Source organism: Streptomyces sp. JLBJ103 (assembly GCF_058215575.1).
Genome location: NZ_CM177089.1, coordinates 3063670 through 3086730, shown reverse-complemented (window position 1 = coordinate 3086730; position 23061 = coordinate 3063670). Strand labels below are relative to the sequence as shown.

At 72.3% G+C, this 23061-nt stretch carries 16 protein-coding genes; 7 read left to right on the top strand and 9 right to left on the bottom strand.

The annotated features are described in order from the left end of the window. The first annotated feature begins 123 nt into the window (after positions 1 to 123). The 3 genes from AC4BEG_RS13350 (at position 124) to AC4BEG_RS13340 (ending at position 6852) form a co-directional block, all read left to right on the top strand. On the top strand, positions 124 to 2787 hold the full coding sequence (locus AC4BEG_RS13350; RefSeq protein WP_490706108.1) for a D-alanyl-D-alanine carboxypeptidase family protein: 2664 nt from the start codon (positions 124 to 126) through the stop codon (positions 2785 to 2787). 198 nt (positions 2788 to 2985) lie between these two features. Further along, positions 2986 to 4881 (top strand): DUF8823 domain-containing protein, encoded by a 1896-nt coding sequence (locus AC4BEG_RS13345; RefSeq protein WP_490706107.1) that lies wholly within the window; start codon positions 2986 to 2988, stop codon positions 4879 to 4881. 114 nt (positions 4882 to 4995) lie between these two features. Beyond that, positions 4996 to 6852, top strand: coding sequence for an alkaline phosphatase family protein (locus tag AC4BEG_RS13340; protein WP_490706106.1), 1857 nt, complete (start codon positions 4996 to 4998; stop codon positions 6850 to 6852). A gap of 4 nt (positions 6853 to 6856) precedes the next feature. Here AC4BEG_RS13340 and AC4BEG_RS13335 read toward each other — a convergent pair whose 3' ends face one another. Genes AC4BEG_RS13335 through AC4BEG_RS13315 form a run of 5 tightly spaced genes read right to left on the bottom strand, consistent with a single transcriptional unit; the run spans position 6857 to position 14608 of the window. Then, positions 6857 to 8152, bottom strand: a complete 1296-nt coding sequence (locus AC4BEG_RS13335) for an ABC transporter substrate-binding protein (protein ID WP_490706105.1) — start codon at positions 8150 to 8152, stop codon at positions 6857 to 6859. Beyond that, positions 8149 to 9081 (bottom strand): GlnX family signal transduction membrane protein, encoded by a 933-nt coding sequence (locus tag AC4BEG_RS13330; RefSeq protein ID WP_490706104.1) that lies wholly within the window; start codon positions 9079 to 9081, stop codon positions 8149 to 8151. The genes AC4BEG_RS13335 and AC4BEG_RS13330 overlap by 4 nt, the downstream gene beginning before the upstream one ends. Continuing rightward, entirely contained in the window at positions 9078 to 10544 is a 1467-nt protein-coding gene (locus AC4BEG_RS13325) for a VWA domain-containing protein (RefSeq protein ID WP_490706103.1), read from the bottom strand. The genes AC4BEG_RS13330 and AC4BEG_RS13325 overlap by 4 nt, the downstream gene beginning before the upstream one ends. A gap of 12 nt (positions 10545 to 10556) precedes the next feature. Beyond that, a complete protein-coding gene (locus AC4BEG_RS13320) occupies positions 10557 to 12887 on the bottom strand; it encodes a tetratricopeptide repeat protein (RefSeq protein WP_490706102.1) in 2331 nt (776 codons plus the stop codon). Further along, the gene (locus tag AC4BEG_RS13315; RefSeq protein ID WP_490706101.1) at positions 12884 to 14608 is read right to left on the bottom strand and encodes a trypsin-like serine peptidase; all 1725 of its coding nucleotides are present in this window, start codon (positions 14606 to 14608) and stop codon (positions 12884 to 12886) included. Before AC4BEG_RS13315 ends, AC4BEG_RS13320 begins: the two co-directional genes overlap by 4 nt. Before the next feature lie 309 nt (positions 14609 to 14917). Here AC4BEG_RS13315 and AC4BEG_RS13310 point away from each other — a divergent pair, with 309 nt between their 5' ends. Next, positions 14918 to 15184, top strand: coding sequence for an IPT/TIG domain-containing protein (locus tag AC4BEG_RS13310; protein WP_490706100.1), 267 nt, complete (start codon positions 14918 to 14920; stop codon positions 15182 to 15184). On the opposite strand, the gene otr(A) is transcribed toward AC4BEG_RS13310, so the two are convergent. Both otr(A) and AC4BEG_RS13300 read right to left on the bottom strand, forming a co-directional pair. Further along, positions 15181 to 17163 (bottom strand): tetracycline resistance ribosomal protection protein Otr(A), encoded by a 1983-nt coding sequence (gene otr(A), locus AC4BEG_RS13305; RefSeq protein ID WP_490706099.1) that lies wholly within the window; start codon positions 17161 to 17163, stop codon positions 15181 to 15183. The two genes, AC4BEG_RS13310 and otr(A), sit on opposite strands and share 4 nt — an antisense overlap. A gap of 185 nt (positions 17164 to 17348) precedes the next feature. Beyond that, the gene (locus AC4BEG_RS13300; protein WP_490706098.1) at positions 17349 to 17948 is read right to left on the bottom strand and encodes a TetR/AcrR family transcriptional regulator; all 600 of its coding nucleotides are present in this window, start codon (positions 17946 to 17948) and stop codon (positions 17349 to 17351) included. 163 nt (positions 17949 to 18111) lie between these two features. On the opposite strand from AC4BEG_RS13300, the gene AC4BEG_RS13295 reads away from it, so the two are divergent. Next, the gene (locus AC4BEG_RS13295; RefSeq protein ID WP_490706097.1) at positions 18112 to 18930 is read left to right on the top strand and encodes an NAD(P)H-binding protein; all 819 of its coding nucleotides are present in this window, start codon (positions 18112 to 18114) and stop codon (positions 18928 to 18930) included. A gap of 50 nt (positions 18931 to 18980) precedes the next feature. Here AC4BEG_RS13295 and ku read toward each other — a convergent pair whose 3' ends face one another. Further along, the gene (ku, locus tag AC4BEG_RS13290) at positions 18981 to 20048 is read right to left on the bottom strand and encodes a non-homologous end joining protein Ku (protein ID WP_490706096.1); all 1068 of its coding nucleotides are present in this window, start codon (positions 20046 to 20048) and stop codon (positions 18981 to 18983) included. A gap of 30 nt (positions 20049 to 20078) precedes the next feature. On the opposite strand from ku, the gene ligD reads away from it, so the two are divergent. Together ligD and AC4BEG_RS13280 are read left to right on the top strand one after the other, a co-directional pair. After that, positions 20079 to 20999: a non-homologous end-joining DNA ligase gene (gene ligD / locus AC4BEG_RS13285; RefSeq protein WP_490706095.1), complete on the top strand. Its 921-nt coding sequence runs from the start codon at positions 20079 to 20081 to the stop codon at positions 20997 to 20999. Continuing rightward, positions 20996 to 21934, top strand: coding sequence for an ATP-dependent DNA ligase (locus AC4BEG_RS13280; protein WP_490706094.1), 939 nt, complete (start codon positions 20996 to 20998; stop codon positions 21932 to 21934). Before ligD ends, AC4BEG_RS13280 begins: the two co-directional genes overlap by 4 nt. Positions 21935 to 21988: 54 nt before the next feature. Here AC4BEG_RS13280 and AC4BEG_RS13275 read toward each other — a convergent pair whose 3' ends face one another. Continuing rightward, complete coding sequence (locus AC4BEG_RS13275) at positions 21989 to 22933, bottom strand: 1-aminocyclopropane-1-carboxylate deaminase/D-cysteine desulfhydrase (RefSeq protein ID WP_490706093.1); 945 nt, start codon at positions 22931 to 22933, stop codon at positions 21989 to 21991. Positions 22934 to 23061: the final 128 nt, after the last annotated feature.

The following is a 23061-nucleotide window of genomic DNA, read 5'->3' as shown; positions in this document are numbered from 1 at the left end:
CACTCTCCGGCGGTGGCGCTGCGCGGCTGCGTGCCGGACGCGCAGGACACTGGTAGAGGTTGGGCTGCGGGACGCGGCGTCAGAAGGCGCCGGACGTCCCGCGATACGTACGAGGAGGCATCGGTGGCGGGCGAGTCCCCCGGCAAGTCGGATCAGCAGAAGTCGTCGGGGGAGACGGCTCGGGGAAGCCGCGATCCGCGGCTCGCGGTCTCCCAGGATGGGGAGGCGGCCGGGGGTGCGTCGGCGGTCGCCGTCGCGTCCGACAACCCGGAGGCCGAACCCGAGTCGGCTCCCGAGGAGAGCGGTTCGCCGAAGGCGGACCGGGCGACAGCGGTCTTCCGCACCATGCGGGATGCGAAGGACGCCGAAGCGGAATCCGAAGCGGAATCCAAGCGACCGGATGTCGCGGCAGACGGTGAGGGCGGCGGGGACGCCGGTGATGCCGACGACGCCGGGGACGGCGAGGCGGCCGACGTTCGCGATGGCGAAGGCGGCGAAGGTGACGATCCCGCGGAGGGTGTGCGGGCGGAGTCCGAGCCGGAGGTCGAACCGGAAACGGTGGCCACGGCTTCGGGGCTGCCGACCCGCCCCAAGTCCGGGGCGGCCGCACGGGAGAGTGTGCAGTCCGACAGCAAATCCGGCAAATCGGATGATTCGGGCAAAGCGGCTGCCGCGGATGCCGCTCCCGGGGAGCGCGACGCCCGGCTGCGTCAGGCGGTGGCGAATTGGGTCGCCACATCCGACACCGACACCGACACCGATGCGGATGCCGATGCGGACTCCGGCGACGGCGCGGACTCCGCGAACGCCAAGGCCGACGCCGACGCCACGGCGGACGCGGATGCGGGCGCGGACGACAGCGAGCCGTCCGCCACGTCGGTCGACCAGCGGACCGCGGTGTTCCGTGCCCTGAAGCCGACCGCTGCCGCCAAGGACAAGGCCGGAGACAAGGCCGAGGACGAGGTCGAGGGCAAGGCCGGGGACGACGGGGACAAGTCCGTCGACCGGGCCACGGCCGCCTTCGGGGTGCTGCCGGGCAAGGGCGCCCCCAAGGACGGCAAGGGCGACAAGGACGGCAAGGACGGCAAGGACGGCGCGGACAAGGTCAGCCCCGCAGAGGGCGACAAGGACGGTGAGGACGGCGAGAAGCGCGTCGACCAGCCGACCACGACCTTCAAGGCGCTCACCAAGAAGCCCGACGCCGAGAAGCCCGAGACCAAGAAGCCCGAGACCAAGAAGCCCGAGCCCCAGAAGCCCGACGCCGGGAAGAAGAAGCCCGCGGCCGAGTCCGACAACGAGCGGACCAGTAAGTTCGTACCGCTCCGCTCGGCCGACGCACCGCCCGCCAAGCCTGCCCAACCCGCGGCCCCGTCCGCCGAAGCGCCGTCCGCCAAGCCCGCCGACGCGCCCTCCGGGGCGCCCGCGCTCCCCGAGGCCGAGCGGACCAAGCAGCAGCCGCTGCCGCCCCTGACGCCGGACGGAAAGCAGCCCGCGCCGCTCGATCTGCTGGCACAGCTGACCAATACGCCGCCCAAGCCCGAGACTCCGATCCGTACGGCGGTGCGCCGGGTCAAGATCTGGACGCCGCTGGTCGCGCTGCTCGTGATCATCCTGGGTGTCGCCCAGGCTGTGCGGCCGCTGCCGGAACCGGAGTTGAAGCTCACTTCCGACCCCACCTACTCCTTCGAGGGCGGCAAGCTCTCCATGCCGTGGCCCTCCCAGGGGCAGTCCGCCGTCGAGGTCGACGGCGTGGGCAGTCTGGGCACCTCCGGTGCCCAGAAGCCGGTGCCGATCGCCAGTGTCACCAAGGTGATGACGGCCTATGTGGTGCTCAAGGAGCATCCGCTGAAGGCCGACGCGGAGGGTCCGAAGATCAAGATCGACAAGACGGCGGCCCATGAGTCCGGGTCCTCCGACGAGTCGCGGGCGTCGGTCCAGGAGGGGCAGAGCTTCACCCAGCACCAGCTGCTCCAGATGCTGCTGATCAACTCCAGCAACAACATCGCCCGGCTGCTGGCCCGCTGGGACGCGGGGTCGCTGGACGCGTTCGTGACGAAGATGAACGACGCGGCCAAGGACCTGGGCATGAAGAACACCACCTACACCGACCCCAGCGGTCTGAAGTCCACCACCAAGAGCACCGCCGAGGACCAGCTGAAGCTGGCGAAGGCGGCCATGGAGTTCGACGTGTTCCGGTCCGTGGTGGCGACCCCCAACACCAAGATCCCCGGGCTGCATATCCCCGAGACGAATGACCGGATCTACAACAACAACAATCTGCTGGTGAAGCCGGGCGTGATCGGGATCAAGACCGGTTCCAGCACCCCGGCCGGCGGTGCGCTGATGTGGGGCGCAGAGAAGACCGTCGAGGGCAAGAAGCAGCGGATCCTCGGTGTGGTGCTGCAGCAGCGCAGCGGCAGCACGCTGCAAAAGGACCTTGACCTCGTGCAGGCCAACAGCTACAAGCTCATCACCGCGTTGCAGAACGGGCTCACCTCGGCCAGGGTGGTGAAGAAGGGCGATGTCGTCGGTCATGTGGATGACGGCCTCGGCGGCACAACAGCGGTCGTCGCCACCAAGGATCTGACGGCGGTCGGCTGGTCCGGGCTGACCGTGGATCTGAAGCTGACTGACGGCGGCAAGACCGTTCCGCACTCCGCCAAGGCGGGCACGGTCGTCGGCGAGCTGACCGTCGGCACCGGCCCGGGACAGCTCAAGGCGCCGGTAGCGCTTCAGGGCGACCTCTCCGAGCCGTCGTTCGGCTCGAAGCTGACCCGTATCACCTGACGGGCAGGGCAGCCCGGGGGGGGTGAGGGACCGGCCCCGGCGCGGGAAGCGCGCCGGGGCCCGAGGCGGTTCCTCACCGCCCGCGCGTGCTAGCGTCGCTCCGTCCCCGGCCCTACCCGTCGTGGTGAACCGGGGGAGTCCGGTACAGGGTTGCAGGAAGATGGGGGCAGACCTCGGGGGAAGACGGGGAGAGCCACAGTGACCACCGTGGATCCGACACGGGCCGACAAAGGCGGAAGCTCGGAGGAGAGCACCGCCACACGAATACGCGTACCCGCGCAACGCTGGCCTGCCGAGCCGGACGGCCCGGCGGAGGCAGGTGGCGGGGGTCCGGTTCGGACCGGACCGTTCAGACGTGTTTGGCGGGCCCTCCAGCATCCGGTGCCCGCCGCCCTGGTCCTCGCCGCATTGCTGCATCTGCTGTGGGTGGCGCTGCTCGCCAACAGCGGCGGTGACCTCGCCGCTCAGGACGCCTGGGCGGAGTTCGCGCTCCAGCACCCGGACTCGGCGTACAACCTGGCCTGGTACGGCGGGATGCACCCGGTGTCGTACAGCGTCATCTCGCCCTATCTGATGGCGATCCTCGGTGTCCGCTCGACGATGGTGATCGCCGGGACGCTGTCGGCGGGGCTGCTGGCCCTGCTGCTGGTGCGCAGCCGTGCCGTGCGTCGGCCGCTGTGGCCCGCCCTGTACGGCGCGTTCGCGCTCACCTGCAACGCGATCTCGGGCCGGGTGACCTTCGGGCTCGGCGCCATGTTCGGACTCGCGGCGGTCGCCGTGATCTTCGCGTGGCCCGCGAAGTGGCGCTCCCGTCGCTGGCACCACCGGACCGGCCGGTTCCTGCTGGCCGCCGTGCTGTCCGGTCTTGCGACCATGTCCAGCCCGGTGGCCGGGCTGTTCGTGGGGATCGTGGCCGCCGCGCTGTGGCTGACCAGGCGGCGCCCGGCCGGATACGCGCTCGGGATCACCCCGGTGATCGTCGTGGGCCTGTCCGCCTGGCTGTTCCCGTTCTCCGGCGAGCAGCCGATGGGGTTCGGCTCGGTGATCCTGCCGTTCATCATCGGCGCCGCCGTCTGTCTGTGCGCGCCCAAGGCGTGGACGACGGTCCGGGTCGGCGCCGGGCTCTACTCGGTCGGTGTGGTGCTCACCTGGCTGATCCCCTCGCAGATCGGCACCAATATCTCCCGGCTCGGCATGATCTTCGGCGGTGTTGTCCTGATCGCCGTGCTGCCCGCGCTCCGCAGGCCGCCCAAGGCCGAGCTGCGCTCCACCGCGGCGGGCCGCCGGTGGACCGCGCTGGCGCTGGCCCTGACCACCGTCACGGTGTGGCAGGCGGTCAAGACCACCGACGACATCGTCCACACCACCCCCTCCGCGTCCTGGGCCCGTGAGCTGGCACCGCTGGTCGACGTCCTGAAGCGGGAGAAGGCTGATCGGGGCCGGGTCGAGGTGGTCCCGGTGCGCAGCCACCGCGAGTCCTCCGCGCTCGCCCCGTACGTCAATCTGGCCCGTGGCTGGAACCGTCAGCGGGACCGGGACCGCAACCCGCTGTTCTACGACGACTACACCCTGACCGCCGGCAACTATCACGCGTGGCTCCAGCGCTGGGCGGTGCACTATGTGGTGCTGCCCGCGGACGACCCGGACACCGCGGCCGAGCAGGAGGCCGCGCTGCTCGCCACCGATCTGCCGTATCTGAAAAAGATCTGGTCGGACGACAACTGGAAGCTGTACGAGGTCGAGAACCCCACCCCGATGGCCGCCCCGCCGGCCACTGTGCAGCGCGCGGGTGCCGACCAGTTGGTGCTGAAGGTGCGCGCGGAGGGCCCGGTGCTGATCCGCATCCCGTACTCGCCGTGGCTGGGTCTGGTGGACGAGGAGGGGCACGGGGTGCGCGCCCCGGAGGCGGACAGCGAGGACGCGCTGCCGGTGAACCGCAAGGGCTGTCTGACCGCCCAGGTCGAGAGCGGTGCGGAAGGGCAGCCGAAGGACGAGTGGACCGTGCTGCACGCTCCGCACCCCGGGACCTACCGGATAGCGGGCAAGTACCAGCTGCCGCGCGGCACCCCGTGTCCGAAGGAAATGGTTCCGTAGCGCCGGGACGTTGAACGCGGGCCGCCACCGGGCCGTAACGGATAACGGCGGCCCCGACCTCCCGTGCCTGGTCCGCCGTGACACCACCGGGCTCCGCACGGAAGGACCTTCGGCATGCTGCCGCTCTTCTCGCGCTCTCGTCAGCGGCCCACGCCAGACGAGACGACCCTCGACGGCCAGGACGGCGTCCCGGAGGACACCGTCGGTGCCCGGACGGAGCGGACCGGGACTGGCGGTGGCCGGCGGCAGTGGCGGCAGCGGTATCCGGCCGTGGCGCGGGCGGTGGCCTGGACGGTCACCGGTCTGTCGGGCGCGCTGGTGTTCATCGCCCTGCTGATGCCGACCACCCTGCCCGGGCTCACCGTCGAGACCTTCCTCCGGATACCCGTGGAGGCGATCTTCGGCGCGGCGCTGCTGCTGCTCCTGCCGCCGGTGTCCCGGCGGGTGGTGGCGGCGCTGGGCGGCGCCGTCCTCGGTGCGCTGACCATCCTGAACCTCCTGGACATCGGCTTCAACGAGTTCCTCGGCCGCGGTTTCAACGTGGTCCTCGACTGGATCCTGCTGGACGACGCCCAGTCGTACATGAAGGACTCGCTCGGCCCGACGGTCGCCACTGCCGCCTCGATCGGGGCGGTTGTGCTCGCCCTGCTGGTGATCGTCCTCATGGCGCTGGCGGTCGTCCGGCTCAGCAACGTCATGGCCCGCAACAGCGTGGTGGCGACCCGGGGCACCCTGGTGCTCGGCACCGTCTGGGTGGTCTGCGCGGCGTTCGGGGTGCAGTCCGCCGGAGGCCAGGCATTCGCGTCCCGCGCCACCGTCGCGCGCGTCCAGGACCGGGCGGAGCGGGTGGGCAAGACCCTGGAGGACGAGCGGAAGTTCGCCAAGGAGGCCAAGGTCGACGCCTACGGCAGCACCCCGGGCGACCAGCTGCTGACCGGGCTGCGCGGCAAGGACATGATCTTCACCTTCATCGAGAGTTACGGCCGCGCCGCCATCGAGGACCCGGTGATCGCCCCCGGGGTCGACACGGTGCTCGACCGGCAGACCAAGCGGCTGCGCGAGGCCGGTTACGCCTCCAAGAGCGGCTGGCTCACCTCCGCGACCTACGGCGGCAGCAGCTGGCTCGGCCACTCCACCTTCCTGTCCGGTCTGTGGATCGACAACCAGAACCGCTACCGCACCGTCACCGCGGGCGACCATCTGAGCATCACCCGTGCCTTCAAGCGCACCGGCGCCTGGCGAACGGTCGGCATCATGCCGGGGGTCACCAAGGGCTGGCCGGAGGCCAAGTTCTACGGCCTGGACCATGTCTACGACTCGCGGGAGATGGGCTACCAGGGGCCCAAGTTCAGCTGGTCCACCATGCCCGACCAGTACGCGCTGACCGCCTTCGAGCGGCTGGAGCACGGCAAGAAGCGTGACAAGCCGCTGATGTCGGAGATCATCCTGACCTCCAGCCACCAGCCCTGGGCGCCCATCCCCAAGACCATCCCCTGGAACCAGGTCGGCGACGGCTCGGTCTACCGGCCCATCCAGAAGGCGGGCAAGGACCCCAAGGACGTCTTCACCGACTCCACCAAGGTGCGCACCGAATACGGCCGTTCCATCCAGTACTCGGTCAACAGCCTGATCGACTATGTGCTGAAGTACGGCAAGAAGAACACCGTGCTGGTCTTCCTCGGCGACCACCAGCCGCTCGCCCGGGTCAGCGGTGAGAACGCCAGCCGGGACGTACCGGTGGCGATCGTCGCCCGCGACAAGAAGGTGCTGGACCGGATCTCCGACTGGCACTGGCACGACGGTCTGAAGCCCGGCCCGAACACTCCGGTGTGGAAGATGAGCTCCTTCCGCGACCGCTTCCTGCACGCCTACGGGCCGGACGGCGGCGCGAAGCCGTCGCCCTCGTCGTCGCCCTCCTCCGAGAAGTCCTCCGAGAAGCCGTCCGGGAAGCCGTCGCCGTCGAAGAAGTGACCGTTCAGCCGCACACCTCCGACAGCCACGGCCGGTCGGACTCCCCGCGGATCCCGCCGCGGACCCGCTCCAGGCTGCGCAGCAGCCGGGTGGGGTCCGCGCGGGTGTCGCTGAGATACTCCAGGACGGCCCGCTGGAAGGCGAGCCGCATCCGGGTCGGCATCGCGTCCGAGGCGTCCAGGCACAGCGAGCCGGAGGCCCGCAGGGCGTCGGCGATCTGCCGGTCCACCGGGTCGTAGGACTGGACATCGGCCGACACCTGGCGGTTGGCGAAGAACGGCCGGGTGCGGCCCTTGCCGGAGTGCTTCGCCCACGCCCGCTGGGCAGTGTCCGAGGCGAGATAGTCCATCAGCTCCCTGGCCTGCGGGGAGTCCCCGAACATCGCCGCGAAGTCCCCGGACACCTCCCGGGCTGTCGACCGCCGGTCGGCGTTCGGCAGCAGCTTGGCGGAGTACACGAAGTGCGCCCGGGAGGGCGGGCGGTAGCCACCGCGGATGAACGAGCCCTGGTGCTCCAGCGCGCACGGCGGACCGGCCCCGAACAGCCCGCTGCCCGCCTTGCGGAAGTCGGTGACCAGCGCCCGCTTGGCGCCCGCTACGCCGAGCAGCGAGCCCCAGCTCTTCCAGGCCCGCACCATCCGCGGATCGTCCCAGGCCAGCCGTCCCGTCGCCCATCGCTGGTAGACGTCCTCGCCCTGCTGCTGGAGCAGCAGATCCTCGATCCAGTCGGTGCCCGGCCAGCCGGAGGTCGCGTCACCACCCATCCCGACGCACCAGTGCCGGCCGTCGGCGGCGAGCGCGGGCAACTCCCCGGACCGCCGCCGGGCGTCGTACCAGACGATGCTCTTCAGATCCGCCTTGATCGCCACACCGTAGATGGGCTCCGCTCCACCCACCCCCTGCACCCGGGGTGTCCACAGCCGCCCGTACGCCGCCAGCTTCCGCGCCGAAACCACTCCGTCCAGCGGGGTCAGCTGCCCCCCGGCGGCGTAGGCGGCCAGCTCGCCGGAGCTGGGCAGTACGGCGATGTCGGGCGGGGTGCCCGCGTCCACCTCGGAGGACAGCACCTCGCGCAGCGCCGTGGTGCCCTGGTAGTCCACATGGATCCGGTGCTCGCGGCTGAAGTCGTCCAGCACGGCGCGGAAGGCGTCGCCCTCGTCCCCGGTCCAGGTGGCCAGCACGCTGACCGAGCCGCGGGACTGACGGCCGCCCAGGTCGCCCGCGCCCACGACGGCCAGCACGATCAGCCACAGGCTCAAGCCGGCCGCGGTCACGTTCCGGGAGCGGGCCGCGGCGCTCATCGGGTCTGGAACCTGTACTCGTCGATCCGCGGCTGGAGTCCGACCAGGATCAGCGCGGCCAGGGCCGTGCCACCCAGGGGTATCCAGCCGACCGCATCGGCCCGCCAGTGGGTGTTCCGCATGGTGTCCGCCACCTCCTGGGCGGTCCGGGCGCTGTGGTGGCCGATGTCCTTCTGGCTCAGCGTGGTGCGCGCCGAGGCCAGCCGCTCCTGTGTCTGATAGGTGAAGACGGCCAGTGGCACCACCGCCACCAGCAGGGTGGTGGCCGCGGCCAGCCAGGGGTTGACCAGGCGGCGGAAGCGGCGCCGGACGAAGCGCTGGGTGGCCACCAGCAGTCCCGCCAGGGTCAGGAACAGCACCGGCACCAGCACCCACCAGGCGAACGACAGCAGCCAGCCGAACGAGGTCTGTCCGTCCAGGACAGCGCGCTGCTTCCGCTGCACCGTGGCCAGCCGCTCCATGATCGCACCGTCGCCGCGCTCCAGCATGGTCTTGGCGTAGCTCAGATAGGCGTCACGCAGATCCTCGTTGGCGCGGTGCACATATGCCTGCTCGACGATGTCGCCGTAGGAGGAGACCAGCCCGGCGACGGTGAGCAGCGACTGCCGCGCCGGCTCGCCCCCGGTGGTGCTCTTCACTGCCTGTGCCAGGCTCTGCCCCGCCGCAGACAGCTCCTTGCGGTAGTCCTCGCCGAGCCCCTCCACATCGGCGGTGGGGCCGGTGAGACTGCCCTGCGCCTCGTCGTAGGAGCGCTGGAGGGCGGTGGCCGCCGCGGCCACCTGGAGTATGGCCGGGGTCGATCGCTCGGTCACCGCGCGGGAGTTGCGGCTGACGCCGTAGTACGCGCCGAGCAGCGCCGTCACGGCCACTACCGAGACCACCAGCAGTGCGGTCAGTCTGCGCACCAGGAACGCGCGGGTGCCGCTCATGGCGCCCCGCCCGGCTCCCCGGGCCGCAGCGGGCTGTCGCACTGCTGGCAGAAGACGGCCGAGGCGGGCGCGGTGCGCCCGCAGCCGGGGCAGTCCACGTCCGGCCCGGCCGGTGCGGCGCCGGGGCGCTGGGCGCCGGTGAAGCGGACGCTGTCGTCGGACGCGATCACCGCGGAGCTGAGGTCGAGCGGGCGGACGGTCTTCCGGATCCGCACGGTGCCGGTGGCCGCGTCGACGATGTCGACCAGACCGCGCAGCCGGGACAGCGTCTTCCCGCTGCCGAGTTGGTGCGCAAGCCGTACCGCCAGCCCCCACAGGCGTTCCGCCTCCTCGCGCTCGCCCGCCTCGTAGGCGTCGCAGCCCGCGGTGATGGCCCGGCCCAGGTCGGCGTCGGCACCGTAGTGCAGCAGCCGTGGGTCGACCCGGGACGACAGCAGGACGTCGTCGGTCCACCGCACCAGCACGGACCGGGGCTCGGGCGTCGGGAGCCCGGCGTCGCCGTCCAGGGCCAGTTCCACCACGGCCAGTTCGACGTCCTCGCCGGCCGGGTCGCCCCGTGGATCGGCCAGCACGCACACATGGAACTCACGGACCTCGTCGCCCCAGGCGTCGGTGCGGCACTCCCAGGTGCGCGCGTCCGGCCGGCTGCCCTCGGCGGTGAGGTCCACCCGGGTGGGATGCACCTGCTTGACGAAGCCGATCCGGCCGCCCGCCCGGGTCCGCACCCGGATCCGCACCCCGGCCAGCGCCTTGGCCATCGAGGCGCTCACCATCTCCTCGAACGCGGCGGTGAGCGCGGAGTCCTCCAGGACCGCGTCCGCCCGGCCGTGCAGCCGCCGCACGATCTCCCGCAGCTCGGTGGCGTCCCAGCCGTCGCCGATCCCACGGGCGTCGCAGATGAAATGCCCGGCGCAGGCGTTGAGGACCTGGTGCAGATAGCCGGGCGGATCGAATTCGTTGCGGCCGTCGGTGAGCAGCAGGGTGTGGCTGATCGCGGCAGGCTGCTCCAGGTGCAGTCGGCGGGCGAGGTCGAGCCAGCTGCCGATGGACGTACCGCCGACGGCGGGCAGTACCGCGGCGGCACAGGCGGCGGCGGCCCGGGTGTCGGCACTGGCGACCGCCATCCCGCCGCCGGGCGGATAGACCACGTCCGCCCGCTCGGTGCCCTGGACGAGCGCGAAGCGGGTGCCGTCGCGCAGCAGTTGGACGGCGGTGGCGGTGGCCCGGCGCGCCGCCGCGATCTTCGTGGGGGGCCAGCTCATGGACCCCGAGCAGTCGATCACGATGACCTGGGAGGCGGTGGTGCGGGCCGCGGCCGGGCCGAGGCCCTGGGCCTCGACCTCGATGACGGCGTGCATCTCGGTGGGGCCCGCGGCGGCGGGCAGGTACTTGTTCTGGTGCACCCGCAGGCTGATGGCCGCGTCCCGCGCGGGCGCCGCCGTCCGTTCCGCCTGCTCGTTCATCCGATCCCCCTGTCAGACGCGGGTCATGGGCCTGATGGCGTTGGCGCGGTCGACCAGCACCTCCAGCGCGTCCGGGCTGTCCGCCTGCCGGGCCAGCCGGCGCAGTGTCCGCTCCAGCCGGGCGCGCACCGCCCGTTCGTCGTCCGGCTCGCCGAAGAGCAGACCGGTCCCGGAGCCCCCGGCCGCGCCGAGCGCCCAGTCGAGCGCGGTCTCCAGCACCTCGGCGGTCAGCCGGTCCCGGGCGGGCCCGGAGGGGCGCCCGTCGTCCAGATACAGCCGCGGCAGCCGGGTCAGCACCTCCACCAGCTCCTCGGCGGCGGGCAGTCCGCCGGGGTCGCCGAGCCGTCCCGCGAGCACCCGGACCGTGGCGATCCGGGCGGCGTCGTAGTGGCGCGAGACCTTCGGCACCCCGCCGAGGATGTCCGCCGCGCCGCCGCGGTCGCCCGCGGCCAGCCGCAGCCGGGCCAGACCGAAGGCGGCGCTGCCCTGGGAGCGGTTGCGCTCCCACACCGCCTCGTAGAAGCGGTGGGCGGCGTCGTGGTCGCCCAGGTGCTCGGCGCAGTAGCCGAGCGCCAGCTTGGGCGCGTACTCCCCTGGCAGCGCGCTGTAGACCGTGTCGAAGGCCGCCTGCGCGGCGTCGACCTGCCCCTCGGCGAGCCGCACCAGGGCGCGGTGCCACCACAGCCGCCAGTCGTGGCGGGCACCGCTTCCGACGATCCGCGCGGCGGCCGTCAGCTCGCGGTCCGCGCGGTCCACCTCGCCCAGTTCCAGATGGGCCCGGCTGATCCGGAACCGTATCTCCGCCGACGGCCGCGGAAACGCCTTGAGCTGCTCGATCAGCCGCCGTGGACCGCTGTCCGTCGGTGTCCTCAAGAGCGCGGCCCCCGGGTCCGCGTCGTCCGGGAACGGCACCGGAAGCCCCGGCGGCACCTGGTCGGGCCGGGGCAGCCCGCGGGCGAGGACCGGGTGCGGTTCCGCCCCGAGCCAGTGCTCAAGATCCGGGATCCGGCCGAGCGAGGCGTCCAGCAGCGCCGCGGTCGGGGCGAACAACGTGGACGGCGCGGGCTGTTCACGCCGCAGCCGCAGCGCGTGGATCTCCCGCAGCACCCCCCACAGCTGCTCGGACATCTCGGCCGCCGAGCCGAACCGGCGGTCCGGGTCGGCCGCGGTGGCGCGGGCCAGGACCCGGCGGTAGGACTCGGCGCCCAGGCCCGGCGGACGCTGAGCGGGGCGGGTGGCCTTGTCGGAGAGCTCCTTGAGGGTCATGCCCACGCCGTAGACGTCATGGCGCTCGGTGAGCGCGGCGGCGCCCCGCATCAGCACCTCGGGCGAGGCGAACCGCTCGGTGATGACCGGCTGTTCGCCGTCGTTCCGGCCGAGCCGGCGGACCGCGCCGAGGTCGATCACCTTGACCCGGTCCTCGTGGTGCATCACATTGCTCGGCTTCAGATCGCAGTAGAGCAGTTTCTCGCCGTGCAGATAGCCGACGGCGCGCAGCGCCAGACAGCCGTAGGCCAGGATGTGTTCGTACAGCCGCGGCCCGTCGAAATGCGGTACGGCGTCCGCCACACAGTCCCTGATCTGGGCCAGTGTCATCCCGCCGACGAACTCCATCACGATATGGCCGGTGAGCCGATCGCTGTTCCGGGGATCGGGCTGGGTGACGTAGTTGATGATCCGGACGATGCCGGGGTGGTCGAGCATGGTGAGATAGCGCCGCTCCTCGACCGCCGCCCGCAGCGCCGCCTCGTCCTCGTCGTCGATCAGGCCCTTGATGGCGACGGGCTGGTTGTCCAGCTGGGTGTCCTCGGCGAGATAGACCCAGCCCAGACCGCCGTACGCGACACAGCCGACCACCCGGTACTGATCGCCCAGCAGATCCCCGGGGCGCAGCCGCGGGGTGAAGTCGAACGGATGGCGGCAGCGCGGGCAGTAGCCCGCCGGGAGCGCGGGCTGACCGGCGTACGGCGCGCCCACTGTCTCCCCGCAGCCGGTCCGTCCGCAGATCCGGCCCCGGGACGGGGGACGCGGATCGCGCAGCACCAGGTCGCGCAGCGAGGGGAGTTCCACCCGCGGCAGATCGAGCAGGCCCTCGCCCGCCGGGCGCACCCGGAACTTCCGCGCCGCGTCCCTCCGGCGGGCCCGGTCGGTCTCCGCGGTCGCCTCCGACGACAGGCTCCCGGCCGCGCCGGGGGAGCGCGACCCGGACACCCGGGCCGGTGGCGGCGGGGCCAGGGGGAGCGGCGGCGGTCTGCGGCCGCACTCCGCGCAGAAGCCCCGGGGGTTGATCAGGCCGGAGCCCGCGCCCTCGCAATCCGGACGGGTGCACACCCGGTCCGTCATGGCGGCCCTCCCTCCGGTGTGCGCTCCGGTTCCCCGGCCGGTGTGTGCACGGCGCGGACGAAACGGTCCACGGCCCGCCGCGCCTCCGGTACGTCGCACGGCACCGCGTCCAGCAGGGCGTGCGCGGCGCGCTGGAGCGGGAACAGCTCCGCGCGCTCCGAGGCGGCCATCGCCCCGAGCATCGCCGCGTACGCGGCCAGCAGCCCCCGCAGCTCCGCCACCGCCGCCTGCTGGGCGGCCGCCGCGCGGAGCGTGGCCTCGGCCCGCGCGCCCACGGTGCGCACCGCGTGCTCGAAGGCGGCCAGTTTGGCGACGATGCGGTGGGAGCGCAGCTCGGGGTCCCCGCGCAGCCGTAAGAGGTTGATGCGTAAGCCGGCGGCGTCCTGGCGCGGGCCGGACAGCTCCGCGAACCGGGCGCCCCGCTCGGCCGCCTCCCGCTCGCGCTCCCCGGCACGGGCCACGCTCGCGGCCAACTCCTCCAGCCAGGCGTCGACCCGGGCGGGATCGGGCCGGAACAGCCGCTCGGCCAGCCGGAGTCCGGGCGCCCCGGGATCCCGGAAGACCAGCATCAGCCTGCTGCCCCGGTCGGCCAGCACCCGCATGAAGCGCACCAGCGCCTCCTGATCCACGGCCCGGTCGAGACCCACCACCACGATGGTCAGCGGCACCGCGTTGGCCTGGATCCGGCTGAGCGGCGAGGTGTCGCCGTCCGTGCGCAGATCCATCCGGTCCGCGACCCGTCGGGCCACATCGGTGTCGGACCATCCGGTGACGTCGATCGCCAGGTCCAGACTGCCGATCGGCGGCACGGTGCCGTGCGGGGCGGCCGACACCGCCTCCTCGTCGCCGCCGGACAGCTCCCGGTCGGCGAGGGTCACGGCGCGGCTGAGCGCCTCGTAGCGGTCGCTGTCACCGTCCGCGATCACCACGGTCTCCACATCCGCGATGCCCTCGCGTCCCGCCGGACCGCCGCGCCGCAGCCACAGCGCGAGCCGCTGGGCGAAGCCGATGTCCTGTACTTCGCCGACGAGTTGGGAGACCAGCGGGGGATCGACTCCGCGGTCCCCGCTCACCCAGCGCCGTACGCCCGGCAGATGGCGGACGATCGTCTCGACCGGGATCATGAACGAATAGTGTTGGCGCTCCGCGCTGGGCACCCGGGAGGAGTCGTCGTAGCGGCTGACGATTATCCCGATGATGTGGCGCCCGACCTCGTCCCGCACCCCGGCGCCGCTGAAGCCGGGCCGGACCACGTCCCCTTTGAGCTGCACCCATTCCTTACGCGGCCCCGCGGGCCCGACGATCCGCGCGGTGAACCACAGACCACTGGGGTTGTCCTCCGGGAAGCCGAACATCGACACCGGGCGCCGGGGGAACGGCGGCAGCCGGTAGAGCGGCGCCGCGTGCTCGGCGGGCTGCGGTTCGCTCAGCCGCAGCAGGGCTACATCGCCGCATTTGTCGGGGAGTTGGGGCACCCAGCAGCCCTCTGCCACTCGCGCGGGCACCGGGTGGGCGTCGTGCACCCCGACCAGATCGACCAGCACGGGGGTGGCGGGCGGAGTGCTTCCGTCGTCGGGGATCACATGCGCGCAGGTGAGCACCGTGTCACTGCCCAGAAGGATGCCGGCGCCCAGGACCTCACCGGCCGCACTACGGATCCGTACCAGCCACGTCCCCCCGTAGAAGGGGTCATCAGCGGGAATGTCCCTTTCCGCCCCCATGTGGCACGAGGATACGCCCGGAATGCGCGGAAGGACCCCGTCCGGCAAGGAGGTAACGAGAAAGGGTGAGGGGCGCGACGGGGTCACCCGAGGTGGGGCGACGAACCCGGCGCATCCGGTGCTACGACGGTCTCATATCGTGCGCCCGGCCATTCGAGTGACGTAGCGTCACCGTTCTTGTCCAGGACTACGTCAGATGGATTACTGATAGTGCGCGGCAGGTCCCCGCCGGTGTCTCCGGCGCCAGGACGGCCGCCGCATCCCTCGCCGGTCCCGGGCGCCAGGTGCACCGCGAGTACGCACACCTATGTGCCGGTGCCCGTGCTGACCTCCGTGGTTCCCACCGTGGGGCCGACCAGCGCGGGGGCGACGGTCACGCTGGCCGGAACCGGCCTGACGGCGACGGACGGGGTCCTCTCCGGTTCCACGCTCGCCGCCTTCACGGTCGTCTCCGACGGCCTGGTCACCGCCATCGCCCCGGCCGGGTCTCCCGGACCGGAGTCCATCACGGTGACCTCACCCGGCGGGACCAGCAACGCCGTCATCTACACCAGGGTCGCGCCGCCCGGTATCTAGCGCTTCTTGTGCGCGGCGGACAGCGGACGGTCGGCGCACGGCCGGGACCACCACACTCCCGTGCCGTGCGTCAGACCGGGCAGCGCCCGCTCCACGCCGTGCACCCGGCGGGCCGGGATCTCACCCCGGATCAGCCATCCCGTGTCACCGTCCACACTCTCCGCGATGTCCGCCTCGGCGGCGGAGAGGTAGGCGGTGACCGCTGCGAGCGCGTCCGCCGGAATCTCCGACTCGAAGGCGTGGTAAGGCTCGTGCACCCGCCACCCGGCGCGGTCCAGGGCCTCCCGCAGCACCCCTGGGGTGACCCCGCGGAAGTCGGCGGCGGTGCTCACCGGGCCGATGAAACCGGAGCGGACCAGGACCACCCGGCAGTCGGTGACCGTACGGCCGCGGAAGCCCTGGAGCAGCGTGGCGTACACGGTCTCCTCGATCGCGTGGTGGAACGCGCGGGGCAGCGCGCCCAGTTCGGTCTCGTAGCCGAAGGCGGTACCGGAGCCGACCGGGGCCGGTTCCAGCCGCAGCCCGACCGTCGCCCACAGCCCGCTGTGGTCGAAGCGCGCGATCTCATGGCATGCCTCGCCGACCCCCGTGGGCCGCTCCACCAGCACCGGGCGGCTCGGTTCGAACTCGGCCTCGACGCCGTAGTCCTGGGCCAGGGTGGCCGCGATGATCTCCTTCTGCACCTCGCCGTAGAGCAGTACCGACGTGGCGCCGCCGGGCAGCGCCCGGGTCTGGATCAGCGGATCCTGGTCGGCGAGGTCGAGCAGCGCGCCGTGCAGCCGGGCGGCCGCGGCGGCCCCCTCCGCACGGGCGCGGACGACGGTCTGGAGACTGGGTGCCGCGAAGTGCGGCCGGTCGGCCCGACCGCTGTCCTCTGTGCCACCGGGTGGTCCCAGCCGGTCGCCGACCCGGACGCCGGACAGTCCGCGGACCTTGGCGATGTTCCCGGCGGTCAGCGGGCCCGGGGTGTCCCCGGCTCGCCCGACGATCTCCAACGAGGTGATCTGCCCGGTGAGTTCATGGGCCGGCCCGCTCCCCTCGCGCCGGTACAGGGTCACCCGCTGACGTGCGGTCACCTGGCCGGAGAACAGCCGCAGATACGCCGTCCTGGGCCCGGTCCCGCCGCCGTGGGTCCCGCCCTCGCGCGTTCCGCCCTCGCGCGCTCCGCGTTCGACGGCGAAGACGGTCCCGCGCGGTTCCTCGCCGCCGGGCGCGGCCGGTACAAGCCGCGCGATCCCCTCGACGAGTGCCCCGACCCCCTCGCCGCTCAGCGCGGAGCCGAAGAACACCGGATGCACGGCCCCCTCCGCGGTGGCGGCGGCCAGCGCCGTCCACAGCTCGCCGGGCGAGGGCAGCGGACCGTCGACGACGCGCGCGAGCATGGTTTCATCGGTCTCGGCCAGCACCTCCGCCGCCTCGGCGCGTACCGCCTCGTCCTCAAGGGGGCGGGGGACGATATGCGCGTCCCGTGTGCCCAGGCGCCGTACCGCCGTCAGGGGTACGAGCAGCGGGGCGAGGGTCCGCCGGATGTCGGTGAGCAGCGCGGTGTCACGGGCGCCCGCGCGGTCGATCTTGTTGATGAAGACCAGCACCGGCAGCCGCAGCCGCCGCAGGGTCTTCATCAGCACCCGCGTCTGCGCCTGCACTCCCTCGACGGCGGACAGCACCAGGACGGCGCCGTCCAGCACCCCGAGCGCCCGCTCGACCTCGGCGATGAAATCGGAGTGCCCGGGGGTGTCGATGAGATTGATCTGGGTGGTGCCGGTGGTGAAGGACGCGACGGCGGTGCGCACGGTGATACCGCGCTGCCGCTCGATGGCGCCGCTGTCGGTCTGGGTGTCGCCGGTGTCGACACTGCCGAGCCGGTCGATCGCTCCGGCGTCGAACAGCAGTCGCTCGGTGAGGCTGGTCTTACCGGCGTCGACGTGCGCGAGCACGCCGATGTTCAGGGTGCGCGAGACCCGTGGGGAGCTGGGCATGGATGCTGAAGTCCTCGAGAACGGTCGTCCGGTGGGGGCGCTGGTTCGTTCCGAGGGATCGGCGCATCGCATGCTCCTGTCGGTGACGGGTGTCAGTGACGGATGTCGGTCGCGGACATCCTGGGCGCGGCGGTGCGCGGGCGCAATCGAATTAACGGCCGCGCACCGCGTCCCGGGCCCGCGGGTTACGCCGCCAGGTGCCGCACGACCCGCCGCAGCTGCTCCGCGTAGTACTCCCGGAACTCCGGCGATTCGGGGTCGGCGTCGAAGAGTCGGCGTACGGTGTGCGGCAGCGCGAAGGGCGCGGAGACCAGGCTGACGCACAGCAGCATCGCCATGGCCGGGTCGATGTCCTCGGCGATCTCGCCATCCGCCTGACGGCGCCGCATATCGGCGAGGTCTTCGGGGCCTTCCTCCGGTATGGCCCCGGTCAGCCCGCTCCAGGCTTTGAGGCGGATGCCCCGGGGGTCGGCGAACGCTTCCCGGAGATAGCGGATGACCAGCTCGTCGAGGGGGAGGGCGGGGTCGTTGAAGTCCGCCTCGCGCAGCAGCCACTGGCGGCCGAGCTCCTTGTAGAGCCCCTCTTTGCTGCCGAAGTGGTAGTTGATCAGCTGCTTGTTGACGCCCGCGCGGTCCGCGATGTCCTGGACGCGGGCACCCGCGTACCCCTTTTCGGCGAACTCGTCCATGGCCGCGTCCAGCAGCAGCCGCCGGGAGCGCTCCGGGTCCAGCTTGCGCTCCTCGGGCGCGGGGGCACGGCGGGGCTTCTTCGGCGTCCCCTGCATCTCGCTCAACTCCTCTGCTCGGCCGGGTGGCTCCGCTGCCCGGCCGGACCAGGCTAACCGTGTGGGGCGCAGCATCATCCATCTATATGTTTGACAAGTTCATCCAGTTGGATGAATCTAGGGGGCGTCACCGCAACACCGCCTCTACGCAAGGAGATTCGTCATGTTCGTGGTCACCGGAGCCACCGGAAACGTCGGCCGCCACGTGGTGCGGGAGCTGTCCGAGGCGGGCGCCGAGGTCTGCGCGCTCACCCGGAACCCCGAGACGGCGCGGCTGCCGTCGGGTGTCCGTGCCGCCCGTACCGAGGATCTGCCCTTCGAGGGCGCCACCGGGCTCTTCCTCAATCCCGCCGTGGTGTGGAACGGCGCGGACGCGCTGCTCCAGCGAGCCAAGGAGCAGGGGGTGCGGCGGATCGTGCTGCTGTCGTCCTCCTCCGCCCTCGACCCCGGCCCCGGCAACCCCATCGGCACCCACCACCGCTACCTGGAACTCGCGATCGAGGCCCTGGGTGTGGAGTGGACCTTCGTCCGGCCGGGTGCCTTCGCGGCAAACGCGCTCCAGTGGGCGGACGAGATCAAGTCCGGCGATGTGGTCCACGGCCCGTACGCGGAGTGTCAGACGGCCCCGATCCACGAGGCCGACATGGGCGAGGTCGCCGCCCGCGCGCTGCTCGGTGACGACCTCGTCGGTCAGGCGCCGGTGCTCACCGGGCCGGAGTCGCTGGCCTTCGCCGAGCAGGCGCGGATCGTCGGTGAGGCCATCGGGCGTCCGCTGCGGTACGAGGAGCTTCCGCGCGAGGTGGCGCGCGAGGGGATGATCAAGGGGTTCGCCACCCCGGAGATCGCGGACTCGCTGCTGGACGTGTTCGCGGCGGGGGTCGGGCGTCCGGCCGAGATCTCGGCGGAGACCGAGCGCATCACCGGGCACCCGGGGCGTACGTTCGCCCAGTGGGCGGCGGATCACAAGGCCGACTTCAGCTGACGGGGGAGGCCGGGGGCGACGGGGGCGCCGGGGGCGTTCTCCGGCGGAGGTCAGGAGGCGGTCCTGGAACCCCGCTTACCGGTCTGCTTCTTGGCAGCGGTTTTCGCGGCGGTCTTCGCGGTCGTCCTCTTGGCCGCGGTCTTCTTGGCCGCGGCCTTCTTCGCGGTCGCCTTCTTCCCCGTGGTCTTCGCGGCCGGTTCGGCCGTCTTCTTCACCGCCTTGCCGCCCTTCGCGGGGGCGGCTCGCTTGGCGGCCGGTGCCTTCTTCGCCGCCTTCTTGCGGCCGCGCAGTTCGGTGACGGTCGCTCCCTTTGCCCCTCCCTCCTCCGTGACCGTTTCGCCCCGGGCCTGCCGGGCGCTGCGGACGCTGTCCTTCAGGGCGGCCATCAGATCCACGACCTGGGCGCCCTTGGGCTCCTCGCCGGGCTCGGCGGTGGGTGCGGCGCCGGAGACCTTCGCCGTCACCAGGGCTTCCAGCGCCTCGTGGTAGTCGTCGTGCAACTCGTTCAGATCCACCTCGCCGAGCGTGGCCATCAGGGTGTCGGCCAGGTCGAGTTCGGCGGGTTTGACCGAGACCTTCTCCTTGGGTGCCACCCCCGTGGACTCCCGTACCTCGTCCGGCCACAGCAACCGGTGCATCGCGAGCGCGTCGCCCACCACCCGCAGCATCCCCAGCCGCTCCCGGCCCCGGTGGACGTACTTGGTGATGGCCACCTTCCCGCTGCGTCTGAGTGCCTCGCGCAGCAGCGCGTACGGCTTGGCCGCGGCCAAGCCGCCCACCCCCAGGTAGTAGGCGTCACCCATTTGCAGCGGATCGATCTCCGAGGCGGGGACGAACGCCTCGATCTCCAGGGCGCGGGTGGTGGGCAGTGGCAGGGCCGCCAGGTCCTCGTCGGTGATCGGGATCAGCGCACCGTCGGCGTCCTCGTACGCCCGGCCGATCTCGCCCGCCTCGACCGCCTTGTCCTCGAGCTCGCAGACCTTGCGGTACCGGATGCGGCCGCCATCGGCGGTGTGGATCTGCCGGAAGGAGACCGAGTGGTCTTCGGTTGCCGGATACATCTTGATCGGGATGCTCACCAGGCCGAAGGAAATGTTCCCATTCCAGATAGATCGCATACTTGATCCCTTTCGTGAGATTCTTATCGTATGTCCCCGATCACGGAGGTGGAGGGGCGGCGGATCGCGCTCAAGAACCTCGACAAGGTCATCCATCCGGCCACCGGCACCACCAAGGGCGAGCTGCTGCACTATCTGGCCTCGGCCTCCGCCGCCCTCCTCGGCCATCTCCACGGGCGTCCGCTGGCCTTCCTGCGCTACCCGGACGGCCCCGACGGCCAGATGTTCTTCACCAAGAACCCGCCCCCCGGCACCCCCTCCTGGGTGACCACCGCCGACGTCACCCGTCACGAGGGCGAGACCGCCCGCCAGGTCCTGGTCCAGGACCTGGCGTCGCTGATGTGGGCGGCCAACCTCGTGGTCGAGTTCCACGCCCCGATGTGGCGGATCGAGCTGGGCGAGGGCATCGCCGACCGGCTCGTCCTCGACCTCGACCCCGGGCCGCCCGCGACGATCGTCGACTGCTGCGGCGTCGCCCTGTGGCTGCGGGAGCGGCTGCGCGCCGACGGGCTCACCGCCTGCGCCAAGACCAGCGGCTCCAAGGGTCTGCACCTTCTGGTCCCGCTGGAGCCGACCCCCTCCCGGCGGACCACCGCCTACGCCCGGTCGCTCGCCGCCGAGGCCGCCGCGGCCCTGCCCGATCTGGTCATCCGCAAGATGACCCGGTCACTGCGGACCGGAAAGGTGTACGTCGACTTCAGCCAGAACGCGGCGGCGAAGACCACCGCGGCCCCGTACACGGCCCGCGCCCGCCCCGAGCCCACCGTCTCCACCCCCGTCACCTGGGACGAGATCGAAGAGACGGCGGAGGCGGAGGGCGCGGACGGTTCCGGGCCGCTGGTGTTCCGGATCGACGACGTCCCCGCCCGCCTCGAGCGCCACGGCGATCTGCTCGCCCCGCTCCTCGACCCCGGCCGGGCCCATCCGCTGCCCGCCGGTGACCACCGATGACCACGCCCGGCCCCCTGCTGCCGCCGGTCGAGGTGGCGCTGGCCCGCGCCGTCCCGTCGCTGCCCGTCGCCCGGGAGGGGCAGCGGCTGGCGTACGAGCCCAAGTTCGACGGCCACCGGCTGGTGATCTTCCGGCTGGCGGACGCCGTACGGATGCAGGCCCGCTCCGGCCGTATCGTCACCCGCGCCTTCCCCGACCTGGAGGCCGCCGCCCGGCCGCTGCCGCCCGGTACCGTCCTGGACGGCGAGGTGGTGGTGTGGGCGGGCGGCCGCACCGACTTCGCCTCCGTCCAGAAGCGCGCCTTCGCCGCCACGGGCTCCCGAGCGGCCCGGCTCGCCCGTGAACTGCCCGCCTCCTACGCGGCGTTCGATCTCCTCGCCCAGGGCGGGGAGGACCTGCGGCCGCTGCCCTACGCACAGCGCCGCGCCCGGCTGATGGCGCTGCTGGAACCGCTCGGCCCGCCCCTCCAGGCCGTCCCCATGACCACCGACCCGGAACTGGCCGCCACCTGGTACGAGGCGCTCACGGCCATCGGGGTCGAGGGGCTGGTCGTCAAGAACCTCGACGAGCCCTACCGCGCGGGGCGCCACTGGCAGAAGGTGCGGCATGCGGAGACCCGGGACGCGGTGGTCGTCGGCGTGGTCGGCCCGCGGCTGCGCCCGCGCTCGCTCGCGCTGGTGCTGCCCGGTGACGACGACCCGGTGGTCTCCAGCCCCCTGTCCCCGGCGGTCCGCGCCCAACTCGCCGCGGCCTTGCGGGAACTGCCGGAAGGCGAGCCTCCGGCCCCGCCCGGTGAACTGCCCACCGCGCTCGACACCGTCGGCACCCGGATCACCTATCGCCCCATACCGCCGGAGCTCACGGTGGAGGTGCGCCAGGAGAGCACGGTGCGCCATGCGGCGACGACGGTGACGCGGCTGCGGGGCGGGGAGTAGCGCGGTGGTGGTGCGGGCACCGCACCCGCGCACCACTCTTCCCCGGCCGGTGTCCTACCCGTCGGAGGTGACCGGATCCGGGGGGCCGGTGATCACGGCGGTGATCCGGGTGCCGGGCGCCGGCGCCCGGCGCTCCACCAGGTCGTACACGCACCACAGCGCCTTCGCCACGTACCGCCGCTCCAGGGCGATCCCGTGCCGGTCCTCGAACGCCGCCGCGAAGGCGTCCAGTTCGGCGGGGACCCGGCCGTAGCCGCCCCCGTGGTGGTCGTGGTCGATCCGCCAGTTGCCGAACGACCGCCCCCACCCCTGTTCGTGCAGCCGTGTCACCTCGTCGTCCAGATACCGGGCGCCCCGGACCACGGCGACCCCCAGCGCGTGTGCGCCGTCCGGCAGTCCGGCGGCGATCCCGGCCAGTGTGCCGCCGGTTCCCACCGCGCAGCACACGATGTCGCGTTCGCCCAGATCCGGCAGTTCGGCGGGCAGCTCCGCGGCGCCCCGCGCGGCCAGGACGTTCGTACCGCCCTCCGGGAGCACCCAGCAGCGCCCCCACCGTTCCTCCAGCGCGCGCCGGGTGGCCGGGTCGTCCAGCGTGCGCAGCGTCTCGCGGTAGCCCGTACGGTCCAGGAACGCCAGCTCCATACCGTGGCCCTCGGCCCGTGCCAGCGACCAGTTGCGCGGCGCGTCCGCCAGTTCGTCACCCCGCACGACCCCGACCGTGGACAGCCCGTACGCGGCACCGGCGGCGGCCACCGCGCGGAGGTGATTGGAGTACGCGCCGCCGAAGGTGAGCACCCGCGTGTGGCCCTGCTCGACGGCCGCCCGCAGATTCGGGGTGAGTTTGCGCCACTTGTTGCCCGGCACCAGGGGGTGGATGAGGTCGTCCCGCTTCAGCCGCAGCTCCACGCCCCGGCCGGCAAGCCTCTCGTCGTGCACGTCCTGCAACGGGGACGGCAGCCGGGGCTGATAGCGGGTGGCGATGTCCATCGGGGGGCTCACCTGTCCATTCTGGACGCACCTTCCGGGTTGCCGCCTCCCCCGCCCCTGAGCCGGGCGGGCGCGGGACCCACTCCAGTCACGCAGCGTAAGCGTGAGGAGACCCGGAACGCTGGACGCCCCGGACCGGC